Here is a 14,188-nt window from a genome sequence, read left to right on the forward strand (position 1 = left end):
CGCGGTCCTCGGCGGCGTCGCGTCGCGGCCCTCGCCCGGACCGCCGAGGCCGGGCCGGTGGGCGGCCCCGCCACCGCCGACAGGTTCCGCGCCGCCGCCGAGCCCTCGGGATCAGTTCTTCGGGACGAGTTCCACGTCGAACCAGACTTCGACCTCGTCGTTGAGTTTGAGGGCGCCGAAGAAGGCCGAGTATGGCCGAATACCCCATCGGGACTGTGTGATGCTCGTGGAGCCGCGTACGCGCCCTTCGGCCGACGCGCACTGCACGGTGATGGGCCGCGTGACGCCCGCGATGGTGAGCGTGCCCTCTACGCGGAAGGACTCCGCCGTGCCGGCCACGCGGGTCGAGTGGAACGTGATCGTCGCGTTGCGGGTCGTGTGAAGGATCTTCTCCCGGATGATCTTTTCGATCTCGCCGCGATCGGAACTCGTCAACGGCTTGACGCCGCCGGTTCCTTTCCGCACCTCGAACGACCCCGCGTCGGCCTCGACGTTCACCGAGGAGGCGGCCGGATCTGTGGCGTCGATCGTGGCCTCGCCGTACCAGCGGGTGACCTCGATGGTGAGATCGTGCCCCGCCTTCGCCCCCAGCCCCGTACGGCTCGTCTCGATCATGAGACGCCCGGATTCGGCGCCGAAGGTGTAATCCCCTGAAGCGATGCTCACCGTGCCAGGCTAGCCCGCCCTGGCGGCGCCAGGCCCGCCGCCGGAGAACGGTGGAGTGGGCAGGATTGGGCAAGGCTGCGCCAAGATTTGTGCACGACCGCCGAGGGCGCGACGGGGCAGGTCCGCCGCGGGCGGTCGCGAGTGACGGGTCAGCCGGTTGTCGTCGTGTTTCCGGCGGCGGCCTGTTTGGCGGCCTCCTTGGCGGCGCGGGCCATCTCGACCTTGGCGCTGGCGGCGTACTTGTCGACGTACTCCTGGCCGGACAGTTCCATCAGGGCGTACATGATCTCGTCGGTGACGGCGCGCAGGACGAGGCGGTCCTCCTCCATGCCGTAGTAGCGGGAGAAGTCCAGGGGCTTGCCGTAGCGGATGCCGGGGCGGATGCCGAGCTTGGGGAACAGGCGGCCGGTGGGCATGATCTCGAAGGTGTTGATGAGGGCCCAGGGGACGACGGGGGCGCGGGATTCGAGGGCGAGGCGGGCGACGCCGGTCTTGCCCTTGTAGAGGCGGCCGTCGGGAGATCGGGTGCCTTCGGGGTAGATGCCTAGGATGTTGCCTTCGCGGAGGATGCGGAGGCCGGTGCGGAGGGCGGCCTCGCTGGCCTTGCCGCCGGAGCGGTCGAGGGGGACGGTGCCGACGCCGCTGAAGAACAGGCGGCTGATCAGGCCCTTGACGCCGGTGCCGGTGAAGTACTCGGCCTTGCCGAGGGAGATGACCTTGCGGGAAAGGTGGAGGGGGCCGAAGAAGTGGTCGGCGAAGGACAGGTGGTTGCCCGCGAGGATCACCGGGCCCTGCTTCGGGACGTTTTCCACGCCCTCGGCCCAAGGGCGGAACACCAGATGGAGGATGGGTCCGAGGATGACCTTCACCACCCAGTACAGCACTTGGGCACCTCACTTCTGCGCAGGCGGTCATATGTGTGGCGTCATCTTCCCATCTTCCGACCCGCACTCCCACCCCGGCCGACCGGGGCACTCGCGGTGAGGGCGTGGAACGTGCGACGATCGGGCCAGCGCGTCCCCGCGCGTGCGCGTCGATGGACGAGAGGGGTGCCGCCATGCCGCTGATGCCGGGCGCCGAGCCGTACCACCATGACGGCGGGAAGATCGGGGTCCTGCTGTGCCACGGGTTCACCGGCACGCCGCAGTCGCTGCGGCCGTGGGGGGAGTTCCTGGCGCGGGCGGGCCTGACCGTGTCCCTGCCGCGCCTGCCCGGCCATGGGACCACCTGGCAGGAGATGAGCCACACCGGCTGGGAGGACTGGTACGGCGAGCTCGAACACGCCTATGACGAACTGCGCGGGCGCTGCCCCGACACGTTCGTGATGGGACTGTCGATGGGCGGGTGCATGGCCCTGCGGCTGGCCCAGGTGCACGGGGACGCCGTGCGCGGCGTCGTCGTGGTGAACCCGTCGATCGTCAACGACGCGCCGCTGCTGAAGCTGGCACCGGTGCTGAAGTGGCTGGTGCCGACGGTGGCGCCGGTGGCCAACGACATCAAGAAGGAAGGGGCCACCGAGCTTGCCTACGACCGGACGCCGGTGCGGGCCGCGGCCACGCTGCTCCGGCTGTGGTCGCTCGTGCAGAGCGAGCTGGACAAGGTCACGCAACCGGTGCTCGTCTACCACAGTCCAGAGGATCACGTGGTCAAACCGGCGAGCGTACGGCTGCTGCGCGAGCGGCTCGGGGACAACCTCACCGTGCGGGAGCTGCCGAACAGCTACCACGTCGCGACCTTGGACAACGACGCGGAGACGATCTTCCAGGGGAGCCTGGAGTTCGTCACCGCGCACGCCTCGGTACCCTTGCAACAGGACTGATCGGCCCAGGAACGAAGTGACCGGTGACGCCGCAGAGTGACGAGGACGAGGTCTGGCGTCAGATCGTCGCCTCCTTCAACGAGCCGGCCGAGGTGAGCTCGGCAGGTCAGCCATGGCCCGACCGGGAGAACGTCCCGGAGCGTCCCGCCGATCGGCGGCGTTCCGAGGCCGACGACCCGGTGGAGGAGGACGGCGAGGAGCGGTCCCCGGCGGTCGAGGAGGAGCACTACGTGCCCCCTCCCCCGCCGCCGCTGCCGAAGCTCGATCTGGGCACGAAGATCGCCTGGTTCGCGCTGTTCGGCGGTCCCGCCTACCTGCTGCTCGCGGCCGTGTTCGGCTGGCCGATGGACGGCTGGATCCTGTTCGCCGCCGTCGCCGCGTTCATCGGCGGTTTCGTGGCGCTGGTGGTGCGCATGGGCGACGGGCCGCCCAAGGACTCCGGCTGGGACGACGGCGCCGTCATCTAGTGTCTTGAGGCTGAGATTCGTCCGGTAGGTGCTGGTGCGCCCTGGGATGGAGTACGGCGTCGGGCGGCGCCACGCGGATGGCGCCCGCCCGCTGCACGTTCGCGAACGGCGCGGACGGCACGGACGGCGGGGACGGGCTCACTTGGCCTCGTCGGCGTCGAGGGTCTCGATGATGTCGGTGTAGCGGCCGGAGGCGTCCACGAGGTGGCCGACGGCCATGGTGAGGCCGGCGACGTGGCCGACCGCCTGGAGGCGGACGATCTGGTCGTCTCCGGTCTTCTCCCCTCGGTCGGTACGCCATTTGCCGCTCTCGTAGCGGAGCAGGAACGGCTCGTGGGAGTGGGCCGGGTCGTAGCCGGAGGCCCAGTAGCGGCCGTGTTCGTCGCCGGTGACGCCGTAGAGCTCGGCGGCGTGGTTCGGGACGCGCATGCGGGACCAGCGTTTGCCGTTCCACTCCAGGGCCAGTGGGTAGATACGGCCGCCGGTCCCGTGGTAGACGCCGCCGATGGCGACCGCGCGCTTGGGCCCGTCGGCGTACACGTCGCGCAGGAAGCCGCCCTTGACGCGCGGCACGCGGACGGTCTTCCACGTGTTGCCGGACAGGCGCAGGATCATCGGGCCGTCGCCGGTCTCGCCGACCGCCCAGCCCTCCTTGGCCGACAGCAGGGCCACGCCGTACAGGGTGCCCTCGGCGCGGCGGGCGGCGGCGGTCCAGCCGGTGGCGGCGCCGGTGGCGATCAGGGGACGGCCCGCGCGCCCGCCGACCGCGACCACGCGGCCGGGCACGGCGGCGACCCCGCCGAGCCAGTCTCCGGCGCGCAGCGAGCCGACGGCGACGCGGTCGAAGGTGGAGCCGTCGCCCCTGGCCACGTACGGCAGGCTGTCGTGCCCCTCCCCCACGGCCCACAGCTCGGTCGGGGAGGCGGCCGCGATCGAGCGCAGCCGGCCGGCGCCGGAGGCGTCGTTGCGGATGCCGACGGCGTTCCAGGAGTCGCCGTCCCAGTGGGTGATGACGCCCCGGCTCTGCCAGTCGTCCCAGATCCCCTCCTGACCGACCGCCCACACGTTGGTCGCGCCGAGCGCCGCGATGTCCGACAGCGAGCCGTCGGCGCGCAGCCGGGCGGTGGCGGCCGGGTGACGGTCGGGCGTCGTCGCCGCCGAGGTGATCCTGGCGGCGGGAGTGGGATCCACTCGGGCGTGCGCGGCCGATGTGGGGCGCATGAGCGTCCCGGCGAGGAGGCCGGTGAGGAGCACGCACAACGGCGCCGCACGCCGCGACGGGCGGCGGGTCATGAGCAAATCGTACGTGGCGGCGTGCCGCCCGCGTGGCACACCTGCCTCAAGTCACGGTGAAACAGCGACGTCACGGCACAAAGCGCGACGTCGCAGGGCGGCGGATCGCCGGGGCGCTCAGGCCGGGAACAGCAGGTCGGCCTGGACGGGAAGGTGGTCGGTCGCCACGGCCAGGTCGGCCGGATCCGCCTGGGGCACCCCGCAGGAACGCACGGCGAGACCCGGCCCCGCGAAGATCGCGTCGATGCGTTTGGCCGGGTGGCGGGCGGTGAAGGTGCCGCCGTGGCCGTCGGGCGCGGCCGCGAAGCAGTCGGTGTAGCGTCGCGTCAGGCGGCGCCAGGCGGCCCCGGTGGGCTCCTCGTTGAAGTCCCCGGCGAGCGCGTCCGGCACGCCGAAGCGGTCGCGCACCCAGGCCATGTGCTCCTCGATCTCGGCGACGTGCTCCAGTCGCGCCGTCGCCGACAGGTCGAGGTGGACGCAGCCGACCGCGGCCCGCCGCCCGTCCTTGTCCACGACGGCGATGGCCAGCGCCCGCCGCTGCAGCCTCGGCCGGGGGCTCAGCAGGTGGTATTCGGCGTGTACGGCCCGCACGCCCGGCCCGGCGAGGATCGCCAGACCGCCCTTGCGCCGCCCCGCGACGACGGTCATGCCGACGCGCTCCGCGAGCCGGTCCCGGCCGCGCCGCCACCGCAACCCCGTGGGCGCCTCCTGCAGGCACAGTACGTCGGGCTCGATGGCGCGGATGACCCGCACCAGCGCGCCCACGTCGTCGCGCAGCGACCGCACGTTGTAGGAGGCCACCCGGAGCGACACGGCCGCGGCCCGTTCGGCGTCCCCGCGAGATGGTTCGGGCCCGGGTTCGGGCGCGGGTTCGGGCCCAGGCTCGGGCGTGGTCAAGGCCGTCGGTGCGGGGTCAGCGGGTGCGGGCCAGGTCGGCCGCGCCGACGAGGCCGGCGGCGGGGCCGAGTTCGGCGGCCTTGATGACCGCGAGGGGGCGGTGGCCGCGGCCGACGACGCGGCGGGCGTACTCCTCGCGGGCGGCGTCGAGGAACAGGTCGGCCGAGCGGGAGACGCCGCCGCCGATGATGAAGCAGCCCGGGTCGAGGGTGGCGGCGAGGTCGGCCAGGCCCTGGCCGAGCCAGCGGGCCAGCAGCGCGAACGCCTCCAGGGCGACCGGGTCGCCCTCGTGGGCGGCGGCGGCGACCACCTCGCCCTCGGCGTTCTCCAGGCTGCCGCCGGCCATCTCCAGCAGCCGGGCCCCGCGCGCCGGGTCGGCCGCGATCGCCTCGCGGACGTCGGCGACCAGGGCGCTGCCGCTGGCGTACCGCTCCCAGCAGCCCTGGTTGCCGCAGCCGCACGGACGCCCGCCGGGCACCATCTGCGTGTGGCCCCATTCGGCGCCCATGCCCCATCGGCCCCGGTAGAGGCGGCCGTCGAGCACGAGGCCGCCGCCGATGCCGGTGCCGACCGTCACGCACACCACGTGGCTCTCGCCGCGGCCCGCGCCGAAGCGGTACTCGCCCCAGGCCATCGCGTTGGCGTCGTTCTCCACCACGACGGGCAGGTCGATCAGCGCGCCGACCTTCTCGCGCAGCGGCTCCTCCCGCCAGGCCAGGTTGGGCGCGAAGCGCAGGACCGAGCGGGTCTCGTCGACGAAGCCGGCCGCGCCGAGGCCCACCGCGTCCACCGTGTGGCGGCTCGACAGCTCGCGTACGACCTCGGCGATCACCTCGGCGACCTTGTCGGGCTCCTGTGCGGGCGTGGGCCGGCGCAGATGCTCGATGATCTTGCCGTTCTCGTCGACCACGCCGGCCGCGACCTTGGTCCCGCCGACGTCGATGCCGATGGTGAGCGCCATGGCCTAACCCTTTCCGCCGGCACGTCGCCGCATGCCGGTCGCCGTCCTCCGCCTCCCCGGGATCACCCGAGGTCGATGTGCTCCACCCGGGACGGACGCGGCTCCCGCTCGCGGTCCCGGGACCGGCTCCCGGACGCCGGGCGCTGCAGCGCCTCGAACGCTTGCCGGAAGGCGGCGAACAGCTCGCCGCCCGCGGCGACCAGGTGGTCGGTGACCTCGCCACCGGACTCCCGTGAGGCCGCCTTCATCCGGCAGATGGGGCAGGCGCGGCAAATGTACTCCTCATCGCCGTGCGGGTCGTGCTCGGCGACCGCCTCGCTCCACACGTCGCGCGGGGCGGACCTGCCGGTGCCGAACGCCTGGCCCAGGCCGCTCATGCCGGCCCTGGCGCCGCTCTTGACGACGTTCTTGCCCACCTCGCGCATGACGCGCTGCTGCAGCGCGTCGAACAGCTTCATCGCCTCCTCGGCGACCGACCCGAGCGGGTCGCGCGGGGTCTGGCCGGCGCCTTCGGTGCCGCGCGATCCACCGTTGCCTCCTGCCGCGCCCTCCGTGGCCCCCGTTGCCTCCGTGGCGCCCGTGGCGCCCGTGGCGCCCGCTGCCCCTGCGGTCTCAGCCTGGGGCTCGCCCGTCCGCTCCTGCTCGGGCGCCTCGGCGGATGGGACCTTGCCGTTCTCCGGCTGTCCGTTGTCACGATTCTCGGTCATCTGGCCCTCCTGCCTCGAACCGTACCCGCAGCCGGCCGTCGCGGAGCGCCGCCTCGGCGACGGTGCGCCGGGCGAGCGCCGCGGGCAGCGCCAGGACCCGCCGGTACGGCCCAGCCGTAATGATCAATTCGTCCCCTTTGCGTGCCAGGTCGACCGCGTCCCGGTCGGCGAACGGCAGCGCCAGCGACAACTCCCAGCCTCCCCGGCCATCCGGCGTCACGCGCATCGGCGGCTCGACGGCGGGGCGGGCGAACGGGTCGGCGTCGCCGTACAGGGTCGCGCCGAGGGCGCCGAGCGCCGCCACGCCGACCGGCTCGGCGGGCAGGTACGGCACGGTGTGCACGGGCAGCGGCGCGAACGACTCGGCGACGTCGGCCAGGTGCCGCCCCTGCGCGGCCACCCACCGCTCCCGCCAGGGGTCGGCGCCGTCGGCGGGGAAGACCCGGTTGGCGATCGCGGCGTCGACGCGGTAGCCGTACAGGCTGAGCGAGGTGAGCGTGCGGCGGGCCTCGGCGACGACGACGGCCTCGGGGGTGAGCACGAGCCGCACCGACGCGTTCTCGCCGGTGAGGATGGCGCGCACGTCGAGCAGGCCGCGGTGCAGCCGCTCCCCGGCCCCGACCACGTCGTCGCCGGGCATGCTCACCCGGGCGACCCGCCGCATCAGCGGCGAGACCGCGCGCATCACCCGGCGGCCGACCGGAAGCAGCCGGTTGACGTGCCAGTCCAGCGCCTCGGGCAGGGCGAGCAGCCGCAGCGTCTCGGCGGTCGGCGCGCAGTCGATCACGATGACGTCCCAGCGGCCGGTGCGCACCTGCTCGCGCAGCTCCAGCAGGGCGATCACCTCCTCCGCGCCGGGCAGCACGGTGATCTCCTCGGAGGTGATCTCGTCGAGGCCGAGCTCGGTGAGCACGCCCCGCGCGTACGCCCGCAGCTCGCCCCAGTGCCGCTCGAGCGAGCGCTGGGTGTCGATCTGCTGCAGGTGGAGGCCGGGCAGCTCCGGCGTGACCTCGGCCGGCTCGTCCGTGGGCGGTACGGCGAGGGCGTCGGCGAGCGAGTGCGCGGTGTCGGTGGACACCACGAGCGTCTTGTGCCCGGCGCGGGCGGCGAGCGTCGCGGTGGCCGCGGCGACGGTCGTCTTGCCGACGCCGCCCTTGCCGGTGAACAACAGCACGCGCGGCGTCGCGACCGGCGCCTCCGGACGCGTCACGAGCTCTCGACGCGTTTCTTGAGGCCCTTGAGCGCGGTGTCGATGATGACCTTCTCGGCCTTGCGCTTGATCATGCCGATCATCGGCACCTTGAGGTCCACCGCGAGCTCGTAGGTGACCCGGGTGGCGCCGCCCTCGTCCGCCAGCCGGTAGCTGCCGTCGAGCGCCGACACCATCCGGCCGGCCTCGACGACGTGCCAGGTCACGGCCTCGTCGCCGGACCAGGCGTAGCCCAGCGTGTACTCGTCGCTGATCACCCCGGCGTCCAGGACGAAGCGCACGGTGGCCGGTCGCCCGTCGTCGCCGGCGGCGAGCACCTCGGCCTTCCTCACCTGCCCGGCCCACTCGGGGTAGGCCCCGAAGTCGGCGATGACCTTCATGATGGCCGCCCGGTCCGCGGCTATGGAGATACTCGACGTGGTGCGATCCGCCATGGGTTCACCGTACTCGTTCTCGCGCCGCTCGCCGTTCAGCCGGACCGCCGTTTCACGGATTCGGCGCGTCACAGGTTCCGCGCGTTCACAGAGTCAGCACGTCAGCGCGTTCACAGAGTCAGCGCGTACGGCGTGCCCCGCCCGCGGAAGTGCCCCACGTTGACGCATTCGGTGCGGCCGATCCGGGTACGCGCGTACAGCGGCTGGTGCACGTGGCCGAACAGGGCGTAGCGCGGCTGCGTCCGCCGGATCGCCGCGAGCAGCGCCTCGCTGCCCCGCTCGAACCGCCGCGCGACCACGTCGTACAGCAGCTCGGGGACGGCGGGCGGGATGTGCGAGCAGAGCACGTCGACGGGGCCGAGCGCCTCGACCTTCGCCGCGTACTCCTCCTCGTCGATCTCGTTGGGGGTGCGGTAGCGGGTGCGCAGCCCGCCGCCGACGAACCCGAAGACGAGCCCGCCGATCTCGGCGGTCTCGCCGTCGAGCACCCGGTGGCCGTCGCGCAGGTGCTCGGCCCACAGCGGCGGCACGTCCACGTTCCCGTAGGTGAGGTAGGCCGGGACGGGCATCGCCGCGAACAGCTCGGCGTACTGGGCCCGCACCGCCCGCTCGATGTGCTCGCGCGGATCGCCGCCGAGGCCCGCCCACAGCGCGGCCGACAGCTCCCGCGCCTCGTCGAAGCGCCCCTCGGTGCGCAGCCCGATGAACCGGGAGGCGTGCTCGGCGCCGAACAGCTCGGGGAAGATGCCCTGCGCGTGGTCGTCGTAGTCGATGAACAGCAGCAGATCGCCCAGGCAGATCAGCGCGTCGGCCCCATCGCCCGCCTTGGCCAGCGCGTCGGCACGGCCGTGGACATCACTGACGACGTGCACCCGCATGGGGCAAATCGTAACCCGGCACCGGCGCGGAACGGTTGGTACCGTGGCGTTGAGCGGCCGGAAACGAGCCCGATTCACAACGCCCCGACCGGGCAAGCTACCCATGCGTAAACAATGGGTGTAACGTCCAGGCAGCCACCGGAGCGTGCATCGAGGAGCCACTTGTGCGCGAGTACAGCGTCCCCATGCTCGTGGACGTCCCCGCCACGGACAACTGCGCCGACACGGTGTTCGGCCGCGCGGAGCGGGAGCCCGACGCCGTCGTCATCCGCCGCAAGATCGGCGAGGCGTGGGCGGACGTCACCGCCCGCCAATTCGCCGACGAGGTCTCCCGGATCGCCAAGGGGCTGATCGCCTCGGGCGTCGAGCCCGGCGACCGGGTCGGGATCATGTCGCGCACCCGGTACGAGTGGACCGTGCTCGACTACGGCATCTGGGCGGCGGGCGGCGTGAGCGTGCCCGTCTACGAGACCTCGGCGCCGGACCAGGTGCGCTGGAACCTCTCCGACAGCGGCGCCAAGGCGGTGTTCGTCGAGCTGGCCTCGCACGAGGCGACGGTGCGCGAGGTGCTCGCCGAGCTGCCGGAGGTGAAGAACGTCTGGCGGATCGAGGACGGCGGGCTCGACGAGCTGATCGCCGCCGGCGCGGACGTCTCCGACGAGGTCCTGACCGAGCGCCGCACCGCCCGCGGCGGCCCCGACCTCGCCACGATCATCTACACGTCGGGCACCACCGGCATGCCCAAGGGCTGCCGCCTCACCCACGACAACCTGCTGTTCACCGCCCGCAACGTCACCCAGGGCTCGCTGAAGGAGCTGTTCCACGTCTCCGACCGGGCGGCGCTGCTGTTCCTGCCGCTCGCGCACAGCTTCGCCCGGCTGATCCAGGTGGCGCTGATCGAGACCTCGACCGTGCTCGCGCACACCGCCAACATCAAGAACGTCGCGCCCGATCTGCAGTCGTTCAAGCCCACGTTCCTGCTGGGCGTGCCGCGCGTGTTCGAGAAGGTCTACAACTCCGCCGAGCAGAAGGCGACCGCCGAGGGCAAGGGCAGGATCTTCCACCTGGCGGCGGACGTGGCCATCCGTTACAGCAAGGCGCTCGACACCGGCGGCCCCGGGCTCGGCCTCCGCCTCCAGCACGCGATCTTCGACAGGCTCGTGTACGGCAAGCTGCGCGCGGCCACCGGCGGCAACCTCACCGCCGCCGTCTCGGGCGGCTCCGCGCTCGGCGAGCGCCTGGGCCACTTCTTCCGCGGCGTCGGCATCGAGGTCCTTGAGGGCTGGGGCCTCACCGAGACCTGCGCCCCCTCCACGGTGAACCTGCCGGGCGCCAACAAGATCGGCACGGTGGGACGGCCGTTCCCCGGGGTCACGATCACCGTCGCCGACGACGGGGAGGTCCTGGTCTCCGGGCGGCACGTCTTCGACGGCTACTGGAACAACGAGGCCGCCACCGCCGAGGTGTTCGACGAGCAGGGCCGCTTCCGCACCGGCGACGTGGGCGAGCTCGACGACGACGGCTACCTGCGGATCACCGGCCGGAAGAAGGAGATCATCGTCACCGCCGGCGGCAAGAACGTCGCGCCCGCCCCGCTGGAGGACCGCATCCGCGCCCACCCGCTGGTCAGCCAGGCGATGGTGGTCGGCGACGACAAGCCGTTCGTCGCCGCGCTGATCACCCTCGACCTCGAGGCGCTTGAGCAGTGGAAGCAGGCCAACGGCAAGGCGGACGCCACGCTGGCCGAGCTCGCCACCGACCCCGCGATCCTCGCCGAGATGCAAAAGGCCGTCGACGAGGCCAACCGGATGGTCTCCAAGGCCGAGCAGATCAAGAAGTTCGCCGTGCTTGAGACCGATCTGAGCGAGGAGACCGGGCACGTCACGCCGAGCCTCAAGCTCAAGCGCAACGTCGTCATGCGCGACTTCGGCAAGCAGATCGAGGCCCTGTACGGCTGAGCCGCCCCTGAGCCGCCCCCCTGAGCCGCCCCTGAGCCGCCGCTGTGCCACCCCTGAGCCGCCCCTGAGCCGCCCGGGTCAGATCGCCGTCTGGTAGACGCGGGGCGTGACGCCGAAGCAGCGTACGAACCAGCGGGTCAGGTGGCTCTGGTCGGCGAACCCGGTCGCGGCGGCCGCCTCGGCGATCGGCATGCCCTCGGCGATGAGCCGCCGGGCCCGCCGCAGGCGCAGGTCCCGCTGGTAGTCGCTGGGGGCCAGGCCGTACGCGGCCTGGAAGGAGCGGTAGACGGCGAAACGGCTCGCGCCGGTGGCGGCGGCGAGGTCGGCGGCCGAGATGTCCTCCAGGTAGCGGTCGGCGATCACCTCCCGGGCCCGCCGGGCGATCCCGGGGACGGCGAGGTACCGGTCGCCCGTCGAGACCCGGCGGGCCGCCCCCTCGCGCACGACGGCGGCGATCGCGGCCCGCAGCAGCTCGTCGCGGCGCAGCCGGGACGCGCCGCCGAGCAGGGCCGCGTGCAGGGCCCGCAGCCGGGCCGCGGCGCGCGGCGCGGCCACCACCGGCCGGGGGAACAGCGGCAGGCCGGGCGTCCGGTCCGCGCCGTCGGCGAGGATGCCGTCGTTGAGGATGTCGCCCATCAGGTCCACGCCGACATGGATCATGCGGTAGGTGAAGCCCGCGCCGTCGTTGGGGTGCCCGTCGTGCGGCTCGTCGGGGTTGAAGGCGAGCAGCATGCCCGCCGCGCTGGTGTGCCGCGCGCCCCGGCAGGTGAAGCCCTGGTTGCCGGCCTCGGTGAGGCCGAAGGAGTACGACTCGTGGCTGTGCCGATGGTAGACGTGCCGCCGGAAGTGGGCGTACATGGCCTCCAGCGGCTCATCGGCGCTGCGCCAGTACCTCGCCCAGTCGCCGCCCCGCCCGCCCCGCCCGTTGTGCTCGCCCTGGGAGGCATGCGCGGTCCGCTCGGCCCGCCCGGTCCATCCGGCCCGCTCGACCGTCGGGACGCCCGGCCGCCGCGGCGGGACCGGGGCGAAGCGGGCCCGCTCCCAGGTCTGGTGTCGGTCCACGCTCCCAGAGTAGTTCCCAGGGTATTCGTCGGGCGGGGTGCGGAGGCGGGGGTGCGGGGGCGGGGTCCGGCGGCGAGGTCCGGCGGCAGGGCCGGGGGCGGGGTCCGGCGGCGAGGTCCGGCGGCAGGGCCGGGGGCGGGGTCCGGCGGCAGGGTCCGGCGGCAGGGCCGGGGGCGGGGTCCGGCGGCAGGGTCCGGCGGCAGGGCCGGGGGCGAGGGCCGCGCGTCGGCGCCAGCCGTACGGGCGAGGCGCACCAGCGTTCAAGACGGAGGCGAGGGCGCGAGGCAGGCTGCCGTGCATGCGTTTCGACACCAAGATTGGCATCTGCGTGCGCCCGGACCTGGCCGGCTGGCAGAAGCTCAACGTCGTGGCGTTCCTCGCCAGCGGCGTGGCCGGGGGCGTGCCCGGGGTCATGGGGCTGCCTTACCGGGACGGCTCCGGCAACGATTACCTGCCGATGATCCGCCAGCCCATGTTGGTCTACACGGCCGAACTCCCGGAACTGGCCCGCGTCCGGGAGCGGGCCCTCGCCCGTGGCCTGTCCGTCGCCCTCTACACCGAGGAGCTGTTCAAGACCGGAAACGACGACGACAACCGGGCGGCCGTCGCGGCCGTGCCCGCCGAGGAGCTCAATCTGGTCGGCATCTGCGTCTACGGCCCCCGCAACGCCGTGGACAAGGTGCTCAAGGGCCTGTCCCTGCATCCCTGAGGTCGGGTGCGCCGGTCAGCAGCGCGGCGAAGCGGTCGGCGACCGCGTCCCAGCGCCAGTCGCGCTCGACCCAGGCCCGGCCCCGCTCCCCCATCGCCCGCGCACCGGCGGGATCCTTCAGCAACCCGATCAGGGCGGCGGCCACGTCGGAGGGCCGGCGGCCGTCCACGACGAAGCCGGTCTGCCCGTCCACGACCGCGTCCGGGGCTCCTCCGGAGTTCCCGGCGACGACGGGCAGGCCGGTCGCCGACGCCTCCAGGTAGACGATGCCGAGCCCCTCGACGTCCAGGCCCCACCGGCGGGTACGGCACGGCATCGCGAACACGTCCCCCGCGTCGTAGTAGGCCGGCAGCGTGCTCCACGGCACCGACCCGGTGACGAGCGCCGATCCGCCCAGCCCCAGCGAGGCGATCATGCGTTCCAGCGTCCTGCGGTAGGGTCCGCCGCCGACCAGCAACAGGAAGGCCCCCGGGATCGCGCGCAGCACCTCCGGCCAGGCGCGGATCAGCGTGTCCTGCCCTTTGCGCGGCACCAGCCGCGACACGCACACCACGACGGGCCGCTGCCCGAGGCCGAGCGCCGACCTGATCTCCGCACCGCCCGCGCCGGGGCGGAACACGTCGGTGTCCACACCGGGCGAGAGCCGTACGAGCTTGTCCTCGGGGACGGACCCGGCGAGCCGGTCCCGGCTGAAGCCGCCCAGGTAGGTGACGATGTCGGCCCCCCGCGCGATGCGCCGCAGCAGCCCCCGCCCGACGCCGAGGCCCGCCCAGGCGGCCTCGTGCCCGTGCGTGAGCATCACGATCCGACTCGCGCCCGCCTGCCGCATCGCGGGCGCGAGCAGCCCGATCGGCAACGCCGCCCCGAACACGACCGTGTCGATCCGGTGCTCGCGCACCAGCCGCGCCGCGCGCCGGGCAACCGTCGGCACGGGCAGCATCAGCGTCGTCGGATGCCGGACCACCCGGTACGGCTGCCGCGCGTCGAACGCCTCGCACCCCCGCCACCGGGGCGCGTAGACGATCAGCGACCCAGGGGGCCGGCGCATGGCCAGGGCATGCACGAACGCCTGGATGCCCCCGGGCCGGGGCGGAAAGTCGTTGGTGACGATCAGAGTGCTCACGTGA

15 protein-coding genes are annotated in these 14,188 nt (G+C 73.2%); 4 read left to right on the forward strand and 11 right to left on the reverse strand.

The features are described from left to right. Window positions 1–111: 111 nt before the first annotated feature. Both AB0K60_RS10240 and AB0K60_RS10245 read right to left on the reverse strand, forming a co-directional pair. A complete protein-coding gene (locus AB0K60_RS10240) occupies window positions 112–666 on the reverse strand; it encodes a YceI family protein (RefSeq protein ID WP_364050987.1) in 555 nt (184 codons plus the stop codon). Between the two features lie 149 nt (window positions 667–815). Then, the gene (locus tag AB0K60_RS10245; RefSeq protein WP_364050990.1) at window positions 816–1,550 is read right to left on the reverse strand and encodes a lysophospholipid acyltransferase family protein; all 735 of its coding nucleotides are present in this window, start codon (window positions 1,548–1,550) and stop codon (window positions 816–818) included. Window positions 1,551–1,723: 173 nt separating this feature from the next. On the opposite strand from AB0K60_RS10245, the gene AB0K60_RS10250 reads away from it, so the two are divergent. Both AB0K60_RS10250 and AB0K60_RS10255 read left to right on the forward strand, forming a co-directional pair. Continuing rightward, window positions 1,724–2,485, forward strand: a complete 762-nt coding sequence (locus AB0K60_RS10250) for an alpha/beta fold hydrolase (protein ID WP_364050993.1) — start codon at window positions 1,724–1,726, stop codon at window positions 2,483–2,485. A 23-nt stretch (window positions 2,486–2,508) separates the two neighbouring features. Continuing rightward, complete coding sequence (locus AB0K60_RS10255) at window positions 2,509–2,952, forward strand: hypothetical protein (RefSeq protein WP_364050996.1); 444 nt, start codon at window positions 2,509–2,511, stop codon at window positions 2,950–2,952. Between the two features lie 138 nt (window positions 2,953–3,090). Here AB0K60_RS10255 and AB0K60_RS10260 read toward each other — a convergent pair whose 3' ends face one another. The 7 genes from AB0K60_RS10260 to AB0K60_RS10290 all read right to left on the reverse strand — a co-directional run bounded on the left by AB0K60_RS10260 (window position 3,091) and on the right by AB0K60_RS10290 (window position 9,332). Then, the gene (locus tag AB0K60_RS10260) at window positions 3,091–4,245 is read right to left on the reverse strand and encodes a hypothetical protein (protein WP_364050999.1); all 1,155 of its coding nucleotides are present in this window, start codon (window positions 4,243–4,245) and stop codon (window positions 3,091–3,093) included. A 117-nt stretch (window positions 4,246–4,362) separates the two neighbouring features. Next, window positions 4,363–5,058, reverse strand: a complete 696-nt coding sequence (locus tag AB0K60_RS10265; protein WP_364051002.1) for an endonuclease/exonuclease/phosphatase family protein — start codon at window positions 5,056–5,058, stop codon at window positions 4,363–4,365. 100 nt (window positions 5,059–5,158) lie between these two features. Continuing rightward, complete coding sequence (locus AB0K60_RS10270; protein WP_364051005.1) at window positions 5,159–6,103, reverse strand: ROK family glucokinase; 945 nt, start codon at window positions 6,101–6,103, stop codon at window positions 5,159–5,161. A gap of 62 nt (window positions 6,104–6,165) precedes the next feature. Beyond that, window positions 6,166–6,810 carry a hypothetical protein gene (locus tag AB0K60_RS10275; RefSeq protein WP_364051008.1) on the reverse strand — a complete coding sequence of 215 codons (645 nt, stop codon included), beginning with the start codon at window positions 6,808–6,810 and terminating at the stop codon, window positions 6,166–6,168. Further along, complete coding sequence (locus tag AB0K60_RS10280; RefSeq protein ID WP_364051011.1) at window positions 6,794–8,020, reverse strand: ArsA family ATPase; 1,227 nt, start codon at window positions 8,018–8,020, stop codon at window positions 6,794–6,796. The genes AB0K60_RS10275 and AB0K60_RS10280 overlap by 17 nt, the downstream gene beginning before the upstream one ends. Continuing rightward, window positions 8,017–8,454: an SRPBCC family protein gene (locus tag AB0K60_RS10285; protein WP_364051014.1), complete on the reverse strand. Its 438-nt coding sequence runs from the start codon at window positions 8,452–8,454 to the stop codon at window positions 8,017–8,019. Before AB0K60_RS10285 ends, AB0K60_RS10280 begins: the two co-directional genes overlap by 4 nt. 110 nt (window positions 8,455–8,564) lie before the next feature. Further along, on the reverse strand, window positions 8,565–9,332 hold the full coding sequence (locus AB0K60_RS10290; RefSeq protein ID WP_364051017.1) for a metallophosphoesterase: 768 nt from the start codon (window positions 9,330–9,332) through the stop codon (window positions 8,565–8,567). Window positions 9,333–9,496: 164 nt separating this feature from the next. On the opposite strand from AB0K60_RS10290, the gene AB0K60_RS10295 reads away from it, so the two are divergent. Then, a complete protein-coding gene (locus tag AB0K60_RS10295; RefSeq protein WP_364051020.1) occupies window positions 9,497–11,290 on the forward strand; it encodes a long-chain fatty acid--CoA ligase in 1,794 nt (597 codons plus the stop codon). Between the two features lie 78 nt (window positions 11,291–11,368). Here the strand turns inward: AB0K60_RS10295 and AB0K60_RS10300 are convergent, their stop codons facing one another. Next, entirely contained in the window at window positions 11,369–12,352 is a 984-nt protein-coding gene (locus AB0K60_RS10300) for an AraC family transcriptional regulator (RefSeq protein ID WP_364051023.1), read from the reverse strand. A gap of 298 nt (window positions 12,353–12,650) precedes the next feature. On the opposite strand from AB0K60_RS10300, the gene AB0K60_RS10305 reads away from it, so the two are divergent. Continuing rightward, window positions 12,651–13,061 (forward strand): DUF2000 domain-containing protein, encoded by a 411-nt coding sequence (locus AB0K60_RS10305; RefSeq protein ID WP_364051026.1) that lies wholly within the window; start codon window positions 12,651–12,653, stop codon window positions 13,059–13,061. Here the strand turns inward: AB0K60_RS10305 and AB0K60_RS10310 are convergent. Further along, window positions 13,036–14,184, reverse strand: a complete 1,149-nt coding sequence (locus AB0K60_RS10310; RefSeq protein ID WP_364051029.1) for a glycosyltransferase family 4 protein — start codon at window positions 14,182–14,184, stop codon at window positions 13,036–13,038. The genes AB0K60_RS10305 and AB0K60_RS10310 overlap by 26 nt on opposite strands. Window positions 14,185–14,188 lie beyond the last annotated feature (4 nt).

This window comes from Thermopolyspora sp. NPDC052614 (assembly GCF_040678635.1).
Classification (GTDB): Bacteria; Actinomycetota; Actinomycetes; order Streptosporangiales; family Streptosporangiaceae; genus Thermopolyspora.